We start from the raw sequence: 18,597 nt of genomic DNA, 5'->3' as shown, positions 1-18,597 counted from the left end.
GAGGTTCCAATGAAAAAAGATTCTGGGTTGGTTTATGGGTTTAGTGCATATATTATTTGGGGCATCCTACCGCTTTACTGGAAATTATTAGGAAACGTTGGCGCCGTTGATCTGTTGTTCTATCGCATTATTTGGTCTTTGCTTTTTATGTCGCTCTATTTGATCGTTTTGCGCAAAGTCCCTGTTTTTGTTCAAGAAGTCAAAGAATTATTAAAAAGCCGTCGAAATACGATAGCCATTATCATCGCGGCGATTTTCATCTCTCTAAATTGGGGAATTTTTATTTACACGGTTTCAATTGGCCAAGTTCAACAAGCAAGTTTAGGCTATTACATTAATCCACTACTGAATGTGCTAGCTGGGGCGATCTATTTAAAAGAACCCTTATCAAAACAAGCCAAGCTCGCTAGTTTTTCTGCCTTGACCGGCGTAGTATTATTAACGATCCAAACGGGCGTTTTTCCCTTTAATTCGATTTTTCTAGCGACTAGCTTTTGTTTATACGGCCTAACTAAAAAACAACTGCAGTTGAGTTCAGCAACGAGTATCACCTTAGAAACATTGATTATCGCACCATTCGGTTTGATCTATTTATTTTTCTTTTCGCCGACCGGTTTCATGAATTACTCATTGAACACCAATTTGCTACTGATGGGGGCTGGAATAGTGACGGCCATACCCTTATTGCTGTTTGCGATAGCTGTAAAAAAACTGTCTTACATCACGGTTGGTTTCATTCAATATGTTAATCCGACGATCATGTTGGCAATGGCGATATTCTTGTTTCATGAGCCTTACGCATTACCCCAGTTTATTGCCTTTGCTTTTATCTGGCTGGGGATTCTGATCTTTGTCGCCGGCAATTTCATTCAATCACGCAAAAAAGGTCTTCGTCTTTAAAAATGACGAAGACCTTTTTAAACAACTTCCATGATTAATCCCCAGAAATCAAAGCTAATAGTTAAACTCATGCAGCATCTCGCCTGACCTGAAGACTTTACTCATCTTGACTTTCCCATAGTTTGTTGCATAGCAAAGTGCGTCTCGATGTGTATTGAACGTTTCTTCGGTCATTTCCCCAACAATTGTTTCTACCTGAACTAAGTATTGATATTCCATATCTTTTCCCCATTTCTTTTCAAAACAAGCAGCAAAACAAATACTTTTCATAATCATAGCGAGTTTTGAATCGGATTTCAATAACTAATGTAATGTTATCTGACATGAAATTAAAATAATTTTGAAAAAGATACAATCCACGTGATGTTTTTTCACATAGAATTGAAATAAATAAAAAAAGACTCAAACGATCACGTTTAAGTCTCTGGAGAACGCCATTGATGAGTAACGCTTAGTTGTTCTCTTGAAATTTTTCGATATTTTCAATCACTTTTTGCGCTAAGCGAACCTTTGCCATTGAAGTTAGACCAGCATTGGTCTTTCCCGTAAAGACATTTGATAAGCCAATAACTTCTTCCCCTAATCCTGCTTCCGTATCACTGAAGGCATAATTTCCTGGCTGTGATAACCACTGTTTTAACGCTGGAACTTCATGAGACGGCGCGATTGACACGTTCATCAAGATTTTTCCATTTCCGAATTTTTGAAATGCCGCTTCATCTAGTAAGATCACATTCTTGTTCAAACAAGAAATAAGAATATCGACATTTTCCAATAAATCGTCAAAAGCTAAATAGCTCATCCCTAACTCTTTTTCAATTTCTGGTTTGCGTGTCCGGCTGTAATAATGAACATCCATGCCAAAGAAACTCATCGTTCGTGCTAATAAACTGCCGACTGTCCCCATGCCGACGATTCCCACTTTGACGTCGGTAAGTTCCATCGGTTCATCCTTCCACATCGCAGGACCACGTCCTTGCAGCAAGCGAACCAATTCGCTGATAGCATATTCTTTGACGCCTTCATCACCATAATCGCGAACACCTGTTACAACAATGCCTTTTTTCTCTGCGTGCAGAATATCCACGTTCGCATTCTCTGGCGCATACAAGCTAGCACAGATCCCAATGTATCGAATATTCGGACAAGCATCGATCACTTCTTTGTCAATGAAGCTTGTAAAGCTTAGCATCACGCAATCAGCATCACCGATTCGTTCAATGATCGTAGCTGAATCGGTCGGAATATCTTCATAGAAGACCGCTTCTTCCGCTAGTTCCTTAAGCTTTTCATCCCATTCAGGTAATAATTTGGTCGGCTCGATCGCCACCATTTTCTTAAATTTATTCATGTCAGCCTCCTTGAAAATCGTGTTCCCTTAATGATAAGCCCTACAATTTCCCTCGTCAATGAAGAAGAATCAACTCATAAAGGCCCAGTATTCACACAATCGTAAAGAAAAAGATGACCAAAGTTCGGCCATCTTCTCTTTATGCTAAATCTTCATCTAAAATCGTACCATTAACGACAATATTTGTATCACCGATCAAGTAAAGCTCCTCATCCACCACGTTCACTTGAAGCTCTCCGCCTAAAACTTCGATCACCACCGGATCAGTTTTAACTAAGGCTTTTTTAGTCAGCACATAAGCTGTCGAACCAGTACCAGTTCCACAAGCTAATGTGAAGTCCTCAACCCCACGCTCGTAAGTGCGCTCCACGACGGTTTTATCAGGTAAAATATCGTAGAAATTCACGTTCGCACCCTTTTCAAACGCCGGATGATTTCTCAGCTTTCTGGCAAAGACAAAAAGCGTCTCTAGTTCAGTCATTGCCAGATCAGGAATATGAACAACTAAATGAGGAATTCCCGGATCACCTAGCTCAACATAATCAACGATTACCTCTTTCCCATCAACTTGAAGGATTTTGTCTGCTTCAAAAACAGTTGGCGAGTTGAGTTGTACCCGATACGTTCGTTTGTCTAATCGTTCTGCTGGTACATCGCCGGCGATCGTTTCAATAATCATTTTTTCATGCGCAATACCTGTCTCAAAAGCCCAACGCGCGACACAACGTGCACCGTTTCCACACATTTCGGCTTCAGAACCGTCCGCATTGAAAAAGCGAGCATAGAAATCACCAGTTCCCCGGGCAGCTTCAACTGCGATGAGTGTATCGGCACCAACGGAGACGCGTCGAGTACAAACGCGTGCCGCAAATTTTGTTAATTGGTCACTGGAAAAATTCAGTTTCTGATTATCGATCAAAATAAAATCATTTCCAGCCCCTTGCATTTTATAAAAAGGGATTTCCATTCATCCGCCTCATTTCATGAGTTTCTAGTTCAAAAATTCAGGAACTTCTTCATTTTGAATAATTTGATCCAGTGTTTGTCTTTTTACGATGATTGCAGCTTGGCCTGCCTTCGTTAAAACAACTGCTGGAATCGCTAGTTTATTATAATTATTTGCCATTGAATAGCCATAGGCTCCCGTTGAAAAAGTAGCGAAAATATCGCCGGCTTCAACCGTTGGCAGTTCAATATCTTTCACTAAAATATCGGTACTTTCACAGGCTTTACCGGAAACAGTCACTTTTTCACCGGCTGTAGCATCTGCTTTATTCGCTAAAATTCCTGTGTATTCCGCTTCATAAAGTCCTGGACGAATATTATCAGTCATCCCGCCATCGATACTGACATATTTCCGTAGACCAGGAAGTTCTTTGATTGCCCCGATCTTGTGCAAGCTGATACCCGCTTCGGCAACAATACTGCGTCCTGGCTCAATGACAATCGCCGGCTGAGGGAAGTTTTCTTGCTCACAAAACGCTAACACCTTTTCCATCATCGCATCTGTGAAATAGCTAAATGGTTTGGGCTGATCTGCATCCGTGTATCGAACCCCAAAGCCGCCGCCGAAATTCAATTCTTTGATCGTATAATCAAACCGTTCTTTCACCATTTTCACTAAGTCCAAAGCAATCCCGACCGCTGCCAAATGGGCACTATTATCAAATAGTTGGCTGCCGACATGGAAATGGAAGCCCAAGAAATTCACATCAGGTGTATCAATGGCATTTTTGATTTGCGGGAATAAAATCGCTTCATCGATGGGAATCCCAAACTTAGAGTCCTTTTGCCCTGTCGAAATAAACGAATGGGTCTGAACATTGACTTCTGGTGTGATGCGGAACAAAATATCCACGACTTTTTGTTTTTCCTTCGCAATCGCTGCAATCAAATCAACTTCCTGTAAACTATCGATGATGATTCGTCCCACGCCGTAATCAATCGCCATTTCTAGCTCTTCAATGGATTTATTATTGCCATTCATCTCAATATGTTCAGCGGGAAAATCGCCTTTAATTGCTGTATACAATTCCCCATCAGAAACAACATCTAATGAAAAGCCTTGTTTTTCTATAATTTTCAGCATTGCTAAAGTTGAAAACGCCTTACTAGCAAACGCCACTCGTACATTCTCATATTTATCTACAAAATCTCGTTTCAACTCTTGGCATTTTTCTTCTATTAATGTCTGTGAAAAAACATATAACGGTGTTCCGAATTCTTCTGCCAAAGCAACGGTATCGCAGCCATCCCACATCAAGTGTCCATTTTTTGTTTCAAATTCCATTGTAAGCCCCCTCAAATTAATCTTCATTTAATCCAGCAATCAAGTTCACATAGGTTTGAATCCCTAATAGCAGATTCACCTCATCAAATTTCATCTTTCCGCTATGCAACGGATAGGTGTAGCCCTTTTCCTCGTCACGAATCCCTAAGAAGAAAAACATTCCGGGAATCTCCTGCTGATACATCGAAAAATCTTCCGCAATCAAATACGGCGGTGTTTCGACATAATAATCAGCCGCAACTTTTTCCAACGTCTTCACCATTTTCGGATCATTATCAACGACGCGATACATATGATTGAAATCAACGACCGCCTCACAGCCATAGCCCCTAGCAATTTCTCCAGCTAACAGCTCTGTCCTTCGAACGACTTCATCGTAAACCTTATCGTCAAAAGCCCGCATCGTTCCATGTAAAACGACTTCCTTAGCCACAATGTTCATCGCTTCGCCGCCATGGATCGTCCCAAATGTTAACACGACATTATCTAACGGACTGATATTTCGTGCTAAGATACTATTCAAACCAGAGATCACTCCACCAGCAGCAACAATCGCATCTTCGCCAAGCTGAGGCTGCGCACCATGCGTACTGACTCCTTTAATCGTGATGGTTACTTCCGCATTGCGCGCCATCATCGGGCCAGGGCGACAAGAAATCTTCCCAGCAGGTAAATCAGGAAAAACATGCAATCCGACAATCTCTTCCACACCTAGTTTTTGCAAAATCCCTGTCTTCATAATCAATTCTGCTCCGCCAGGTCCTTCTTCCGCCGGCTGGAAGACAAAAACCAGCGTTCCTTGAATTTTCTCAGGATGTTTATGTAAATAAGCGATGAAACCCAGTAGCGTGGACATGTGTCCATCATGTCCGCATGCATGCATTTTACCTGGTGTTTTTGAAGCAAAATCATAACCCGTCTGCTCCACTACCGGCAAAGCATCGATGTCTGAACGAAAGGCTAACGTTTTACCTGGTTTATTCCCTCGTAAGACTGCAATCGTACCTGTCTCGATGACTTCATATGTCTCTGTGACACCAAAGGATGCCAACTTTTTGCGAATATACGCAGCTGTTTGCCTTTCCTCTAAACCCAACTCGGGAATCTGATGCAATTCGCGACGCATCGTAGTGACTAGTTCTTCTAACTCTTTGACTTCCGTATCGATCATCGTCTCACTCATTTCCATAAATATACTTAGAATAATGTTTTTTAGATTAGAAATCTATTGATAGTTTCTCATATTATAGTATAGATTGCGCCATCGGTCATTAATTTGTTTTCATTAATTTTTCAAATAGTCGATTGCTTGCTTGTATTTTTCTAGTCGTTCATAATCTTTTTCTGTTGGATTCGTGATCCTAGCTAGATCGCTATTATGGTTTAAATCAGCGAACTTAATCCTACATGCCAGTTTATTCGATTTAATCCCCTCTAGATAATTTTGATAGGAACTACCCGGAATTTTAGTCAATAATGCTACGGCTATCAAAACATTTTCAGAAAAACCTGCCACGTTTAGATCAGCAAATCTGTACTCTGAAACTTCAATGACACAGAGAAGAAATGCTTTCTTTGTATTTATCTGACATAAAAATGGACGCAAACATGGTCAAATGTTTGCGTCCATTTAATTTAAACGGTAAAACCATTATTGTCGGCCACTGTTTTAAACCAGTGCCCAGATTTTTTGATTGTCCGCTTACCGTTGTTCTTGATATCAACCGAAATGAATCCATAACGATTCTTATAAGCGTTTGTCCAAGACCAGTTATCCATACAGGTCCACATATGATAGCCTAGGCAGTTTGTTCCCTCTTGAATCGCCTGATGAACATATTTCAAATGATCAGTCACAAATTCAATCCGATAATCGTCATCAATTTGACCGTCTTCATTGATATAGCGTTCTTCACCTTCCACTCCCATCCCATTTTCCGAGATAAAGCAGCGAATGTTGCCATAGTTTTCCCGTACGTTCGTCAAGAGGTCATAAATCCCTTTTTCATAAATTTCCCAGCCACGATAAGGATTGATCTTCTTACCTGGCAAATCGTAGTAATCAAAATAATCATCCGGCATCGGTCCATGACTTGGATCAATTGGCGATTCCTTTGCTTTGATTCGTCGCGGCTGATAATAATTGATTCCCAATAAGTCGACTGTATTATTTTTGATCAGCTCCATATCCCCGACTTCAATCTTAGGAACGATTCCTAACTCTTTCACAACTGCTACTAATTCTTCGGGAAACTCTCCCTTTACTGCCGGATCTAAAAAAGAACGATTGAAAAAGGTATCCGCCATTTGAGCCGCTTTAACATCAGCTGGATTGTTTTCGTCTCTTGGATAACTAGGGGTTAAATTCAAAATAATCCCGATTTCTCCACCAAGATCCATGTCATGATAGGTCTTGATTGCTTTAGCACTAGCCAAATTTTCATGATACCCCACCATTACCGCTTCTTCCATAATGACATGATTCGGATAGTGAAATTGATAAAGATAACCGCCCTCCACTGGAACGATCGGTTCATTATGGGTAAACCATTTTTTAACGCGATCACCGAATAGCTCAAAGCAGGTCTTTGCATATGAAACATACGCATCCACCGTTTCACGATTGGTCCAGCCACCCTTTTCTTGTAATGCCATCGGCATATCGAAATGATACAGATTTAGGAATGGTTCAATTCCATTTGCGATCAATTCATCAATATATTGATTATAAAAATCCACCGCTGCTTGATTGACCGCCCCCGTTCCATTGGGAATCAATCGACTCCATTGGATCGACGTCCGAAATGAATTATGACCGATCTGCTTCATTAATTGAACATCCTCTTGATACTTTTCATATACTCGAGAGGTTTTATCCGGTCCAACTTGATCAAAAAACTTTTTTGGTTCTAAATCGTACCAATAGTCCCAGATATTCTCTCCCTTACCATCACCTTCAAATCTTCCTTCCGTTTGCGGTCCGCTCGCTGACGACCCCCACCAAAAATCTTTGGGAAATGTATACTCCATATTCTTTCTCCTCCTGTTCGTTTTTCGGCATCAATGCCCTTCGCTCCCCCTCATCATAAACAATCTGAAAATAAAAATCAATCATTTTAAAATATATGACTAGACATACTTGGATAATCATGATAAATTATAGCTGTAATCGATTACATAAAAAATTTAGAGGTGAATAAAAATGAATGGGTTTATGGATAAACTGGCGGAGAAAATCATGCCCTTAGCGAATAAGCTAGGACAAAATCGTTATTTGACTGTACTTAGAGATGCATTCATGCTGTCATTTCCGCTGACCATGTTTGGTTCAATTGTTGTTGTTATTAATAATCTACCCTTTTTCAATGATGGTACCAAGGGTATGCTGACTGAGCTTTTTGGTAATGGCCAAAATGCTACGATGAGCATCATGTCTGTATTTGTTACCTTCGGGATTGGCTATTATTTATCAGAATCTTATGAAGTAGAAGGAATTTTTGGCGGGGCAGTTTCATTTGCGAGTTTTTTGATTTTAACCCCCTTCGCGATGACACTGGAAAACGGTGAACAGATCAGCGGTATCCTGTCTTTAGATCGACTTGGTGCAAAAGGAATGTTTATTGGTATGCTGGCAGCCTTTCTAGCAGCAGAAATCTATTGCCGCGTGACTAAACGAGGTTGGCAGATCAAAATGCCTGACGGTGTTCCGCCAGCAGTAACAAAATCTTTTGCGGCTTTAATTCCCGCAGTTGTGACTTTGACTGTATTCCTGATTATTAACGCTGTTATGACTGGTGTGTTCCATGCCAACCTGCATGATATCGTCTATGAAGTTATTCAAAAACCTTTGACTGGTCTTGGCAGCAGTTTACCAGCCACATTATTAGCACTTTTCTTAGTTCAGTTTCTATGGTTCTTCGGACTTCATGGACAAATCATTGTCAATTCAGTAATGGACCCGATTTGGAATACGTTGATGCTGGATAATTTAGAAGCTTATAAAGCTGGGGATGCTTTGCCGCACATTATTACGAAGCCATTCATGGAAACATTTACGGTTGGCTTAGGCGGATCTGGTATGACCTTGGCTGTTGTACTCATCATGGCCTTTCTCTTGAAGAAAAAGCAATACCGCGATGTCGGTCGTTTAGCCTTAGCTCCCGGAATTTTTAATGTTAACGAGCCAGCTATCTTCGGTCTACCGATCGTATTGAATGCGACAATCTTGATTCCATGGGTGTTAGCACCATTAGTAGTCACTACTTTTAACTACTTAGTCATGGCTGCGGGTATTGTTCCTGCACCAACGGGTGTATCCGTTCCCTGGACAGTGCCAATCGTTGCCAGCGGCATCTTAGCGACGAACTCTTGGTTGGGCGGTGCCTTACAAGTGCTTGATTTCATTATCGTTGGTTTCATTTGGTACCCATTCTTACGCATACTTGATCGTCAACAAAGCTATGACATTGAATAAATCACCTAAGAAGTTAAGACAAACCATAAAAAGTTTGTCTTAACTTCTTTAGTCATTGTATAGACATATAAACTTAGGTATAATCATATTGAGGTGATGACGTTGCCAAAATACGAAGAAATCGCAAATACCCTAAGGAATCGTATCAAAAGTGAAACTTATCCGCCCGGTTCCCTACTGCCAAAACAAATTGAGTTAGTTAAGGAATTCTCAGTCAGCCGCATGACTATACAAAAAGCCTTGGAAATTTTGACTTTAGAAGGGCTGTTGTCTTCAAAAAAAGGCGTAGGAACGACTGTGCTGCACCACCCTTTTTTGACAAAAGATACCTCCTTCCTTTCCTATTATGAAGGACTAAGTGCCGAGATGGAAAAGGCAAATCGGAAACTTGAAAGTCAGGTGATCGAATTCAATGTCGAGTTCCCTGATGAATCCATTCAAGAGAAGCTGCACATTTCTGAAGAGGAGCCGGTCTATAAAATCATCCGACTTAGAGTGTTAGATGATCAGCCATTTATCCTTGAGCATACTTATATGCCGATTCAAGCAGTACCAAATCTAAAAAAAGAAATCATCGAATCCTCCATCTACCAATATATAAAAAATGAGCTTGGCATCAAAATCACAGGAGCTTACCGGACGATTCGCGCGGATAAAAGTTCCGAGTATGATCAAAAATACCTTGATTGTGCCATTGATGATCCTGTGTTGGAAATTCGACAAATCGCCTATCAGCAGAATGGCGACCCGATCGAATATTCACGCAGCCGCAATCGTTTCGACGTGCGGGATTATTCTTTTTTAGATATGAAGGGAAATTAAGATAGAAGAATTCTTTACAAACAAAAAGCGAATGCCTCTATTACTCTCAAATTGAAAGTAATAGAGGCATTCGCTTTTTTACTCGTCAGCAGAAATAGTTAGAGTAACTTTTCCTCCAACTTTGGTATTTTCTAATTTCAATTGTCCATCGTGATAACGGGCGACTCGTTCAACGATCGACAAGCCAATACCATAATTATCATCTGTTGTTCGGCTTTGGTCCTGCTGCCAAAACATTTCCTTTGCATGCGTAAGTGCTTCAGAAGAAAAACCAGGTCCGTGATCTTCAAATATAAAGGCTATTTCCCGGGCGCGCTTCTGAACTTTGACACTCACCTCACCAGATTCTGTATAACGAATCGCATTTTCTCCGATATTCATTAAAGCTCGCAGCAGCATGATTGGCGCGGCAACAATCATTGAGGGCGCCTCTTCGGCCTGCACCTCTAGCACAATACCCTTACGCTTTGCCAATGGCGATAAGGTCATACTCATTTCGTCGATTACCTCAATCAGCGACAACGAGATTTTTTCCTCCTGAACCACATCAAAATTAGAAATCTGCTGCAGCAGGTTAATATATTGTTTGGTTTTCAACCCTGAATCATAGATATGTTGGATCAACTGTTGCTGCTCTGCATCCAGCTCCTCTTCTAATAAAAGCTCCGCATTCCCATTGATCACCGTTAGCGGTGTGTTGATATCGTGAGTTAATGCAGCGATTTCTTGCTTCCGCTGCTGCTGAGTTTCCCATTGCTGGACCAAAGACTCCTTCAACGCACCGCGCATTTCTTCCATTGAATGCAGTACCTCGTCAAACTCCTGAATGCCCGCGGCTGTATCGATCGTAGAATCGAGATCCTTTTGGGCAATTTGTTGACTGGCATTTTCTACTAAAATCAGCTTCTCCCTCAATCGTTTACTTGCTCTTCTGGCAAATAGAATGAAAAAGACAATCAATGCTACACAGATCCCGATAAAATAGAAGACCTCAAAGTTTGGAAACATTTTTCTTAAACGCTGATTGACAAATTGAGCTTTGTACCGCCAAGTGAGCAGTACATAGCTGCCGTCAGAAAAGGAGACATAAGTGCCTGTGTAGTAACGTTCATTTCTATCTTTATATTGGCTGATTGTCTGTTGGAGTTCTTCATTTGATAATGAAGTCTCTTTGACCTTGCCTGCTTCTGAAAAATAGATATAGTTGTAAAACTCAGGTTCTAGTTTGGCTGGAAAAGTCTGGCTTTCATTAAGCCGATTGATTTCTTTTCGCGCTTCTGTCTCACCTGCGTTTGCCGGTGCTATTTTCCCATTTGATATCAGGACTTGGAAGAAGAATAGCGCCAATAATAAGATCGCGATAACACTCGAAAAAGCCAGTAATAGTAGGCGAGTCACATATCTCGTTAAGCTGATCGTCTTTATTTTCGCCATCGATAACCAATCCCCCAGACTGTTTCGATCGGATCTTCATCATAATTCTTGAGTTTTGCCCGAATATTTTTGATATGTTCAACGAGCACATTTTCATCTGAGTGACCATCGTAACCAAAAACAGCTTCATATAATTGCGCCTTAGAAAAAACTTGGCCTGCTGATTCTAACAAGTGAGCACAGATCAGATATTCTGATTTGGTCAATGAAATTTCAGTAGAGTCGTGAAAAATCTGCTTACTAGCAAAATCTAAAGAAAAATCACCTACTCGCAAAAAATGTGTATGTCCCCGTGACTCTCGCCGTAAATGAGCCGAAACACGTGCCCGCAATTCTGCCACTGAAAAGGGTTTGCGAATATAATCATCGCCGCCGATCCCAAGACCATGCAGCAACGCACTCTCTTCCGTTTTAGCCGTCACAAAAAGAATCGGACAATCGACGAGACTTCGGATTCTTTGACAATACGCAAAGCCATCTTCATCCGGCATCATTACATCTAATAAAATCAAGCCAGCAAATTTGGCTTTTTCGGCGGTTACTGCAGCAGTGTTGGTAAAAGTTTCCACCTGATGCCCTTCCCGCACCAACGCCGTTTTGATAAACGTTAAGATTTTTTCATCATCATCAATTGCGAAAATCGTTGCCATTTTCTCACCTCGTTTATTTCCATCATACGTTTAAATCCCTCAGCCAACAAGCCTGTTATTCTTCATTTTTCCGCCCTTCCCATTTTTGAAACCAGATAAAGAAAAATACAAGCATGATTAATGTTAGAAAAACTAAGCTCCCTATTCCAAGCTGAATTTTCGTTAAAATACCTGAAACGTTTCCGCTGAAGTACTGCGCAATCAATGGAACCAACCGAATGCCCCAAGCGCAAGGAAAAAAGAACCAAATGGTCTCACCTAAACCGGTAAGCAGCAACGCAGAAAGCAAAAGTTCGACTGCAGCAACAGCAAAATTAACATTGCGTCCAAAACAAAGCCCTAGATATAAATGAAAAAGATAAAGAAACAGCGCGCAAGTCCAAATCACTCCTGTAAGTAGGAAAATAAGCGAACTCGGCAATGAATAGTCAGTTCTGAAATTTACAAATAGATGATAGCCGCCGCCGACAACCAAACAGGCAACCAAACCGCTGACGACTAACAAGATAACTTTGGATAGCAAGGTTCGTGATTTGGATGCTGTATTAAGGAGGAAAAAGCCAGCTCCTGCCTCGATTTCCTGATCAGTGACAATGGTCGTCAACCAAGCGGTAATAATCGGATAAATTAGGGTCAGCACTTGAAAATAATTGATCGTCAATGCATTCGAGTCATAATTCGTTAATATCTGGTAGCCTGCAAAAATGCCAATCCCTACCAGCGGAATCACCACATGCAAAATGAAAAATGGCGTCTTGCTGAGTTTTATAATATCTGCTTTTACGATTCGTTTAAGCCGACTCATGATAACGCCCTCCGCTACTGAACCATTTGGTGGTAAGAAAATAGCCGACGATGAATAAGATAATAGTGATTATTAAGCCTGGCAGAATCACACTTGTATCATGTAACGAACTTCCCGCCTCTAATGGAACTCCATTAGGATTGATCCCGATGATGGGAGCCATTACTCGCGGAGCAATCGCAAATGGCAAGTACCAAAGATTGCCGCCAGCGATATCTTGACCCGAACAAAGAATGTTTAAAAATAGAATTCCTAAAAAAGTGACGATCGAATTAAAACGACCAGCCAAAAACAGCCCAAAAGGAATTTGCCATGCCCATATAATCGTTAAGACGATGCCGGCAGCAATTCCGCGCCAAAACGGATATTGCGCGGGAAACAATAGACCAGATAAAGTAGTCAAGCCAAAGACCAAACCGTTGCCAAATACTAAGTAAAGTACACCCGTCCAGATTTTTCCCTGCCAAACTTTGCTTGAAGAAAGCGACAAGGCATTAACATTAAAAAAAGACAACCGTTTATCAGAATCAACCAGATTCGTACAAATCAAGCCTACCACCATCGGTAGCAATATCATGTACCACCAATTATAGGCGCCAATTTGAGTAAACTGTCCACCCATTAGAAAGATCGCCATGCAACTAACTAGCAACGGAAAGATAACTAAGCTCTTTCTGCCAAAACTGCGCTTGCCCTTCAGCAATTCTGCTTGAATGATTCTACCCATGATAGCGACCCTCCTCTCCCTGTTTTTCTCTTGCCACTTCTATAAAAAGTTTTTCCAACGCCGCACTGTTTTCCGGCAGTTCTCCTTGATAACCTAATTGTCCATTGGCGATGATTCCGATCGTATCGACCGTATTTTCAACTTCCGATAAGATATGACTGGAAAGAATCACTGAGATTCCTTGTGCTGGAAACGAGCGAATCAACTCTCGCAATGCCTGAATTCCTAAAGGATCTAAGCCGTTTGTCGGCTCATCCAAGATCAATAGTTTCGGTTCATTCAATAAAGCCAACGCTAAGCCCAACCGCTGCTTCATTCCCATTGAGAATTGACGAGCTTTTTTCTTACCTGTATTAGACAGGTCAACTAAGGTTAAAACTTCGTTAATTCGTGATTCTGCTAATCCTAAAGTAGTTGTTCGTATTAATAAATTTTCGCGAGCGGTCAAATTGCCGTAAAGCGGTGGACTTTCGATCAAGGCGCCGATTTCTGCTAAATCTTGGCGTTGCCAAGGTCGATCTTGATAAATAATTTCACCTTCAGAAGGCTTAATCAGTCCGGTAATCATCTTCAAGGTGGTCGATTTGCCCGCTCCATTAGCTCCCAACAAGCCATACACCTGATTTTTAGGAATTTCCAAAGATAAATTATTCACGACCTTTTGTCCGTGATAGATTTTTGTCAAATTTTTTGTAGTAACAATCATTTCGTTCATCCTTCATTCCTCCTCTTTCTAGCTTTAGTATGAAAGACAAATATAAGGAAATGATAAGGATTTATGATAAATAATGATTACGAAAAAAAGCGAATGATTTCAACAAAAAAACTATCTTAAATTCACATCAATCACATATAGCAGGTTTCATAATTTTGATGCTTTTTCCATTACTACTTGATAAACTGATAAAAAAAGGAATATGGAGGACAAATATTGGAAAATGAAAAAAAGATTATGCCAATCGATTTTCTGTGGTTGGCGCTCTACGCTTTCGCAGGGTTTAGTTTGGAGTTGATACTTGGGATGGTCACGGGTGGACTGAGTTTGGCGTTGAATGCCGCAATAACAGCGATTTTATGGTCCAGTGTTTCGCTTTTCTTAGTCTATTACGCCAAGAACCGTTTCAATTTCGATGTTTTCAGTAATTCTAGCCAGCTTGATAAAAATAAGCTGCTGCCAATCATTGGACTAGTAATTGCTGTAATTGTGGTCTCTACAATAGGTTTTGGCGGGTTCAAACCTGTAGTCGAATTCAATGGAGAGCTGAATAAAAGTGTCACTGCATTATTCTTTCGTACACTTTACTATTTTGCCGAATGCAGTTTGATTGTTTTGGTGGTCGCTTTTGGACAGAAATTTTTTGAAGCTCAATTTGGCTTATCTGAAAAATTCCCCAGCGGCGGCTTATTGTTGGCAATTACTTGGGGATTGATTCATTTTCTGCTGCAGGGATTCAGCGGAGGTCTGTATACGATTTTCTTCTCATTGGTTGCTGGATGCTTGTTTATTCTTTGTAAAAAAGATATCCGTTGGACTTATTTCTTTGTGGTGATTGCCTTTATCCTATAAAGCTTGATGAATGTAACAGCTTTAGTTGCTCAAAACAAAATCTTTACTTCACGTTTAAGTGATTGTTCTCACTTCGATTACCATCGGGGTGAGTCTTTTTTTAATATAAGGAGTAATAAAGAGCCATTCTATTTAATCTAAGCCTGTTAAAAATAGTCATTATTTTTCAATTGGGAAATCTTTTTGGGTAATTGTAGTTAGGCTGTCGACTCTGCTATAGAATAGAAGAAAACATTTTGGAGGTAACTGATTTGGCTGGTATTGTTTTGGGCATTCGCTTTTTACTTGAAGTTGCAACTGTTGGGGGACTAGTCAGCGGTCTGTTTATCAAAAAGGAGCTTTATCAAAAAATACTTTTCTCTGTTCTAGCATTGATTCTAGCTTTAGTCTGGGCAAAATATGGGGCTCCAAAATCCCCTTCTGTTCTGACTGGTAATGCAAAATTGATTTTAGAGCTTGTAGTTTATTCCCTGGGTACTCTCGGCTATTTCTACCTCTTTGGTGCTAAAATTGGAATGACATATCTTATGATTGCTAGTCTCGACTTATGGTTGATGTATCAATTAAACTTACAAGGACATTAAGCGTCCTTGTTTTTTTGACTATTATCTATTAAAAATTTCATGAGATTTTCGTTGGCATGCACTCATAATTAAGATATAATTCTACTATTAAAGACCTTTTTACAAAGTCTTTGAAAAAAAATGAAAAAGGAGTTGTTTCCCTTGAGAATATTTGAAGGATCTGGTGTTGCTTTAGTTACACCCATGAAAGCCGATGGTGCAGTTGATTACAAGAAGTTAGAGGAGCTTGTGGAATGGCAAATCAGCGAAGGAACCGATGCAATAATCGCTTGCGGAACTACCGGTGAAGCTTCTACCTTGGCTAACGACGAACATATTGCTGTGATCGAGACAGTCGTTAAAAAGGTTAATGGCCGAATCCCGGTCATTGCGGGTACTGGTGTAAACGACACACAGCATGCCATCGAATTATCGACAGGTGCAGAGAGAGTTGGCGCCGATGCCCTATTGATCGTGACTCCTTATTATAATAAAGCCTCAGACGAAGGCCTGTTTTTACATTACCAAAAAATTGCCCAAAGTGTGAACTTGCCGATTATCTTATACTCAGTTGCTTCACGTACCAATATGAATATCACTCCCCAAATGGTGAAACGATTAGGCGAAATTCCTAATGTGGTGGCGATCAAGGAAGCTAGCGGAAATATTTCGCAAATTGCCGATATCGCTCGCCTAATGCCAGATGACTTCACAATCTATTCTGGGAATGATGATCAAGTATTGCCGATCATGGCACTTGGCGGAAAAGGTTCTATCTCTACGATTGCCAACATCGCCCCTCGGCAAACGCACGAATTGACTCAAGCCTTGTTAGACGGTGATTTTTCAAAAGCGAAGGAACTTCAATTGGCTCAGATACCATTGATTCATGCGATTTTCTGTGAAGTGAACCCTATTCCAGTCAAAACCGGTGTCGGTCTGCTTGGAAAGATCGAACCAAACTTCCGTCTCCCTCTTTCTGCGGCAAAAGCCGAAACAGTCGAAGGTTTGAAAAAAGAAATGACGGCTTACGGTTTGGAGGTTGCTAAATGATTAACGTTATCTTAAATGGCGCCAATGGTCGTATGGGTCAGGTACTACAAGCAATGATCGCCCAGCAGCCTGAGATGCAAGTGGTAGCGGGAATCGATCGCGAAGCTTTTGAAGCAGACTTTCCCACTTATCAATCGATGGCGGATTGTCAAGTAGACGCTGATGTGGTGATTGATTTCTCTCACTACTCAGCTGTGCCAGCAGTTTTAGAATATTGTGCTGAAAAAAAAGTTCCCGTAGTTGTAGCTACGACGGGCTTGACTGATGAAGTGAAGGAACAAATTGCGAAAACCGCTGAACAAACAGCCGTCTTCTTCTCAGCCAATATGTCTTTGGGAATCAATCTACTAGCAAAAGCGATACGTGAAATCACACCAGTTTTAGAAGAAGAATTCAATATCGAGATCGTTGAAAAGCATCACAATCAAAAGAAAGATTCGCCTAGCGGAACTGCTCTGCTGTTAGCAGATGCCGTTAATGATGCGGTTGAAGAAAAGAAAACCTACATCTATGGCCGTCATGGCAACGATTTGGAGAATCCTTTATCAGAATTAGGTATTCACGCCGTTCGCGGTGGAACAATTCCTGGGGAACACACCGTGATCTATGCTGGACCTGACGAGGTGATTGAGTTGAATCATTTGGCTTTATCACGTAATATCTTTGCTAGCGGAGCCGTTAAAGCTGCAAAATATATTAGTGATAAAACCACTGGTTTGTATGATATGGAAAAATTGATTGATGAAAGTTAAACCTAAATAGCAGAAAGAATGTCAGTCCAACTTTTTGCAGGCTTTCTTGATTTTGTGATAAGACACTCACCTTATGTCAAATATCGGTCCGAGACGTTTAGTTGGATGATATACGTGACGAAAATCAAACTTATTTTTTCGGGTTTTGAAAAAATAATTACCTTAGTATGAGATAGGATGTCAGTCCAACCTTTTGCAGACTTTCTTGAATTTCCGATAAGACATTCACCTTATCTCGAATATCATTTCGAGACGTTTAGTTGGATGATATACGTGACGAAAATCAAACTTATTTTTTCGGGTTTTGAAAAAATAATTACTTTAGTATGAGATAGGAGTAGATTCAATGACTTTAACCGATCCTTATGAAATTGCAAAATTTATCAAAAATGCCGAAAAAATGACGCCTGTTAAAGCCTATGTTCAAGGCGACTTAGCGGGAATCACCAAGGAAAAGGTTCAATTTTTCGGACAAGAACAGACTTGGATCTTGATTGGTGAAAGTCAAGCGGTACAGGAAGTACTAAATGAGCAGCGGGCAAAAATCACGGATGTTCATGTTGAGAACGATCGTAGAAACTCGGCGATTCCAATGCTGGATATCTCAAGTGTCAATGCCCGTATCGAACCAGGTGCATTGATTCGCGATCGCGTGGAGATCGGCGATAAGGCGGTCATCATGATGGGAGCAATTATCAATATTGGGGCTTCGATTGGGGAAAGTACTATGATCGACATGGGTGCCATTTTAGGAGCGCGGGCAACGGTTGGAAAACATGCCCACATCGGTGCTGGTGCCGTGTTAGCTGGCGTCCTTGAGCCGCCTAGTGCCTCGCCTGTTATTGTAGAGGACAATGTTTTAATTGGGGCCAACGCGGTTGTTTTAGAAGGCGTCCGAATTGGAAAAGACGCTGTTGTCGCTGCTGGCGCTGTTGTAACAAAGGATGTTCCTGCCGGAGCGGTTGTTGCTGGAACCCCAGCTAAGATCATCAAAATGAAAAATGAGATTGATCCAAGCAAAACTGAGTTCTTAGATGATCTAAGATAAGTAAAAGACCGCTAAATTTCACGATTTAGCGGTCTTTATTGTTTAAATATTTTCGGTCCGATCCACCCATGATAAGTCCTCTTTGAATTTCCATCATTTTATTCAACAAGAATTCACCTCTTCTAAAAATCATTTTAACGAATCGTCCACTGAAAATTATC

The 18,597-nt window shown here is 40.8% G+C and carries 19 protein-coding genes; 8 read left to right on the top strand and 11 right to left on the bottom strand.

Annotated features, from left to right (window positions below; all coding sequences use genetic code 11):
- Positions 1–9: 9 nt before the first annotated feature.
- Positions 10–900: an EamA family transporter RarD gene (rarD, locus tag AC4J95_RS07410; protein ID WP_494549302.1), complete on the top strand. Its 891-nt coding sequence runs from the start codon at positions 10–12 to the stop codon at positions 898–900.
- 54 nt (positions 901–954) lie between these two features.
- On the opposite strand, the gene AC4J95_RS07405 is transcribed toward rarD, so the two are convergent.
- From AC4J95_RS07405 to AC4J95_RS07380, 6 genes are all read right to left on the bottom strand, one after another.
- Positions 955–1,119, bottom strand: coding sequence for a hypothetical protein (locus tag AC4J95_RS07405; RefSeq protein WP_316403241.1), 165 nt, complete (start codon positions 1,117–1,119; stop codon positions 955–957).
- Positions 1,120–1,351: 232 nt separating this feature from the next.
- Positions 1,352–2,251, bottom strand: coding sequence for an NAD(P)-dependent oxidoreductase (locus AC4J95_RS07400; RefSeq protein WP_494549301.1), 900 nt, complete (start codon positions 2,249–2,251; stop codon positions 1,352–1,354).
- Between the two features lie 139 nt (positions 2,252–2,390).
- Entirely contained in the window at positions 2,391–3,218 is an 828-nt protein-coding gene (gene dapF, locus AC4J95_RS07395) for a diaminopimelate epimerase (protein WP_494549300.1), read from the bottom strand.
- Between the two features lie 24 nt (positions 3,219–3,242).
- Positions 3,243–4,541: a diaminopimelate decarboxylase gene (gene lysA, locus AC4J95_RS07390; RefSeq protein ID WP_494549299.1), complete on the bottom strand. Its 1,299-nt coding sequence runs from the start codon at positions 4,539–4,541 to the stop codon at positions 3,243–3,245.
- Between the two features lie 16 nt (positions 4,542–4,557).
- The gene (locus AC4J95_RS07385; protein ID WP_494549298.1) at positions 4,558–5,712 is read right to left on the bottom strand and encodes a M20 metallopeptidase family protein; all 1,155 of its coding nucleotides are present in this window, start codon (positions 5,710–5,712) and stop codon (positions 4,558–4,560) included.
- Between the two features lie 464 nt (positions 5,713–6,176).
- On the bottom strand, positions 6,177–7,571 hold the full coding sequence (locus tag AC4J95_RS07380; RefSeq protein ID WP_494549297.1) for a glycoside hydrolase family 1 protein: 1,395 nt from the start codon (positions 7,569–7,571) through the stop codon (positions 6,177–6,179).
- Positions 7,572–7,743: 172 nt separating this feature from the next.
- Between AC4J95_RS07380 and celB the strand changes: the two genes are divergently transcribed.
- Together celB and AC4J95_RS07370 are read left to right on the top strand one after the other, a co-directional pair.
- Positions 7,744–9,015 carry a PTS cellobiose transporter subunit IIC gene (gene celB, locus AC4J95_RS07375; RefSeq protein WP_494549296.1) on the top strand — a complete coding sequence of 424 codons (1,272 nt, stop codon included), beginning with the start codon at positions 7,744–7,746 and terminating at the stop codon, positions 9,013–9,015.
- A gap of 102 nt (positions 9,016–9,117) precedes the next feature.
- Positions 9,118–9,837 (top strand): GntR family transcriptional regulator, encoded by a 720-nt coding sequence (locus tag AC4J95_RS07370; protein WP_494549295.1) that lies wholly within the window; start codon positions 9,118–9,120, stop codon positions 9,835–9,837.
- Between the two features lie 78 nt (positions 9,838–9,915).
- On the opposite strand, the gene AC4J95_RS07365 is transcribed toward AC4J95_RS07370, so the two are convergent.
- Genes AC4J95_RS07365 through AC4J95_RS07345 form a run of 5 tightly spaced genes read right to left on the bottom strand, consistent with a single transcriptional unit; the run spans position 9,916 to position 14,168 of the window.
- Positions 9,916–11,271, bottom strand: a complete 1,356-nt coding sequence (locus tag AC4J95_RS07365) for a sensor histidine kinase (protein WP_494549294.1) — start codon at positions 11,269–11,271, stop codon at positions 9,916–9,918.
- Positions 11,259–11,921, bottom strand: a complete 663-nt coding sequence (locus AC4J95_RS07360; RefSeq protein ID WP_494549293.1) for a response regulator transcription factor — start codon at positions 11,919–11,921, stop codon at positions 11,259–11,261. The genes AC4J95_RS07365 and AC4J95_RS07360 overlap by 13 nt, the downstream gene beginning before the upstream one ends.
- A 55-nt stretch (positions 11,922–11,976) precedes the next feature.
- On the bottom strand, positions 11,977–12,726 hold the full coding sequence (locus AC4J95_RS07355) for a lantibiotic immunity ABC transporter MutG family permease subunit (protein ID WP_494549292.1): 750 nt from the start codon (positions 12,724–12,726) through the stop codon (positions 11,977–11,979).
- The gene (locus AC4J95_RS07350) at positions 12,713–13,453 is read right to left on the bottom strand and encodes a lantibiotic immunity ABC transporter MutE/EpiE family permease subunit (protein WP_494549291.1); all 741 of its coding nucleotides are present in this window, start codon (positions 13,451–13,453) and stop codon (positions 12,713–12,715) included. Before AC4J95_RS07350 ends, AC4J95_RS07355 begins: the two co-directional genes overlap by 14 nt.
- On the bottom strand, positions 13,446–14,168 hold the full coding sequence (locus tag AC4J95_RS07345; RefSeq protein WP_494549290.1) for a lantibiotic protection ABC transporter ATP-binding protein: 723 nt from the start codon (positions 14,166–14,168) through the stop codon (positions 13,446–13,448). The genes AC4J95_RS07350 and AC4J95_RS07345 overlap by 8 nt, the downstream gene beginning before the upstream one ends.
- A gap of 216 nt (positions 14,169–14,384) precedes the next feature.
- On the opposite strand from AC4J95_RS07345, the gene AC4J95_RS07340 reads away from it, so the two are divergent.
- The 5 genes from AC4J95_RS07340 (at position 14,385) to dapD (ending at position 18,436) form a co-directional block, all read left to right on the top strand.
- Positions 14,385–15,020 carry a hypothetical protein gene (locus tag AC4J95_RS07340; protein WP_494549289.1) on the top strand — a complete coding sequence of 212 codons (636 nt, stop codon included), beginning with the start codon at positions 14,385–14,387 and terminating at the stop codon, positions 15,018–15,020.
- Positions 15,021–15,271: 251 nt separating this feature from the next.
- Positions 15,272–15,604 carry a DUF2568 domain-containing protein gene (locus tag AC4J95_RS07335; RefSeq protein ID WP_316403230.1) on the top strand — a complete coding sequence of 111 codons (333 nt, stop codon included), beginning with the start codon at positions 15,272–15,274 and terminating at the stop codon, positions 15,602–15,604.
- A 141-nt stretch (positions 15,605–15,745) separates the two neighbouring features.
- The gene (gene dapA, locus AC4J95_RS07330; RefSeq protein WP_494549288.1) at positions 15,746–16,636 is read left to right on the top strand and encodes a 4-hydroxy-tetrahydrodipicolinate synthase; all 891 of its coding nucleotides are present in this window, start codon (positions 15,746–15,748) and stop codon (positions 16,634–16,636) included.
- Complete coding sequence (gene dapB, locus AC4J95_RS07325; protein ID WP_494549287.1) at positions 16,633–17,388, top strand: 4-hydroxy-tetrahydrodipicolinate reductase; 756 nt, start codon at positions 16,633–16,635, stop codon at positions 17,386–17,388. Before dapA ends, dapB begins: the two co-directional genes overlap by 4 nt.
- A 346-nt stretch (positions 17,389–17,734) precedes the next feature.
- Complete coding sequence (gene dapD, locus AC4J95_RS07320) at positions 17,735–18,436, top strand: 2,3,4,5-tetrahydropyridine-2,6-dicarboxylate N-acetyltransferase (RefSeq protein WP_494549286.1); 702 nt, start codon at positions 17,735–17,737, stop codon at positions 18,434–18,436.
- Positions 18,437–18,597: the final 161 nt, after the last annotated feature.

This window comes from Enterococcus sp. GPZ-007 (genome assembly GCF_059374735.1).
This window is presented reverse-complemented; position numbering and strand designations above follow the sequence as displayed.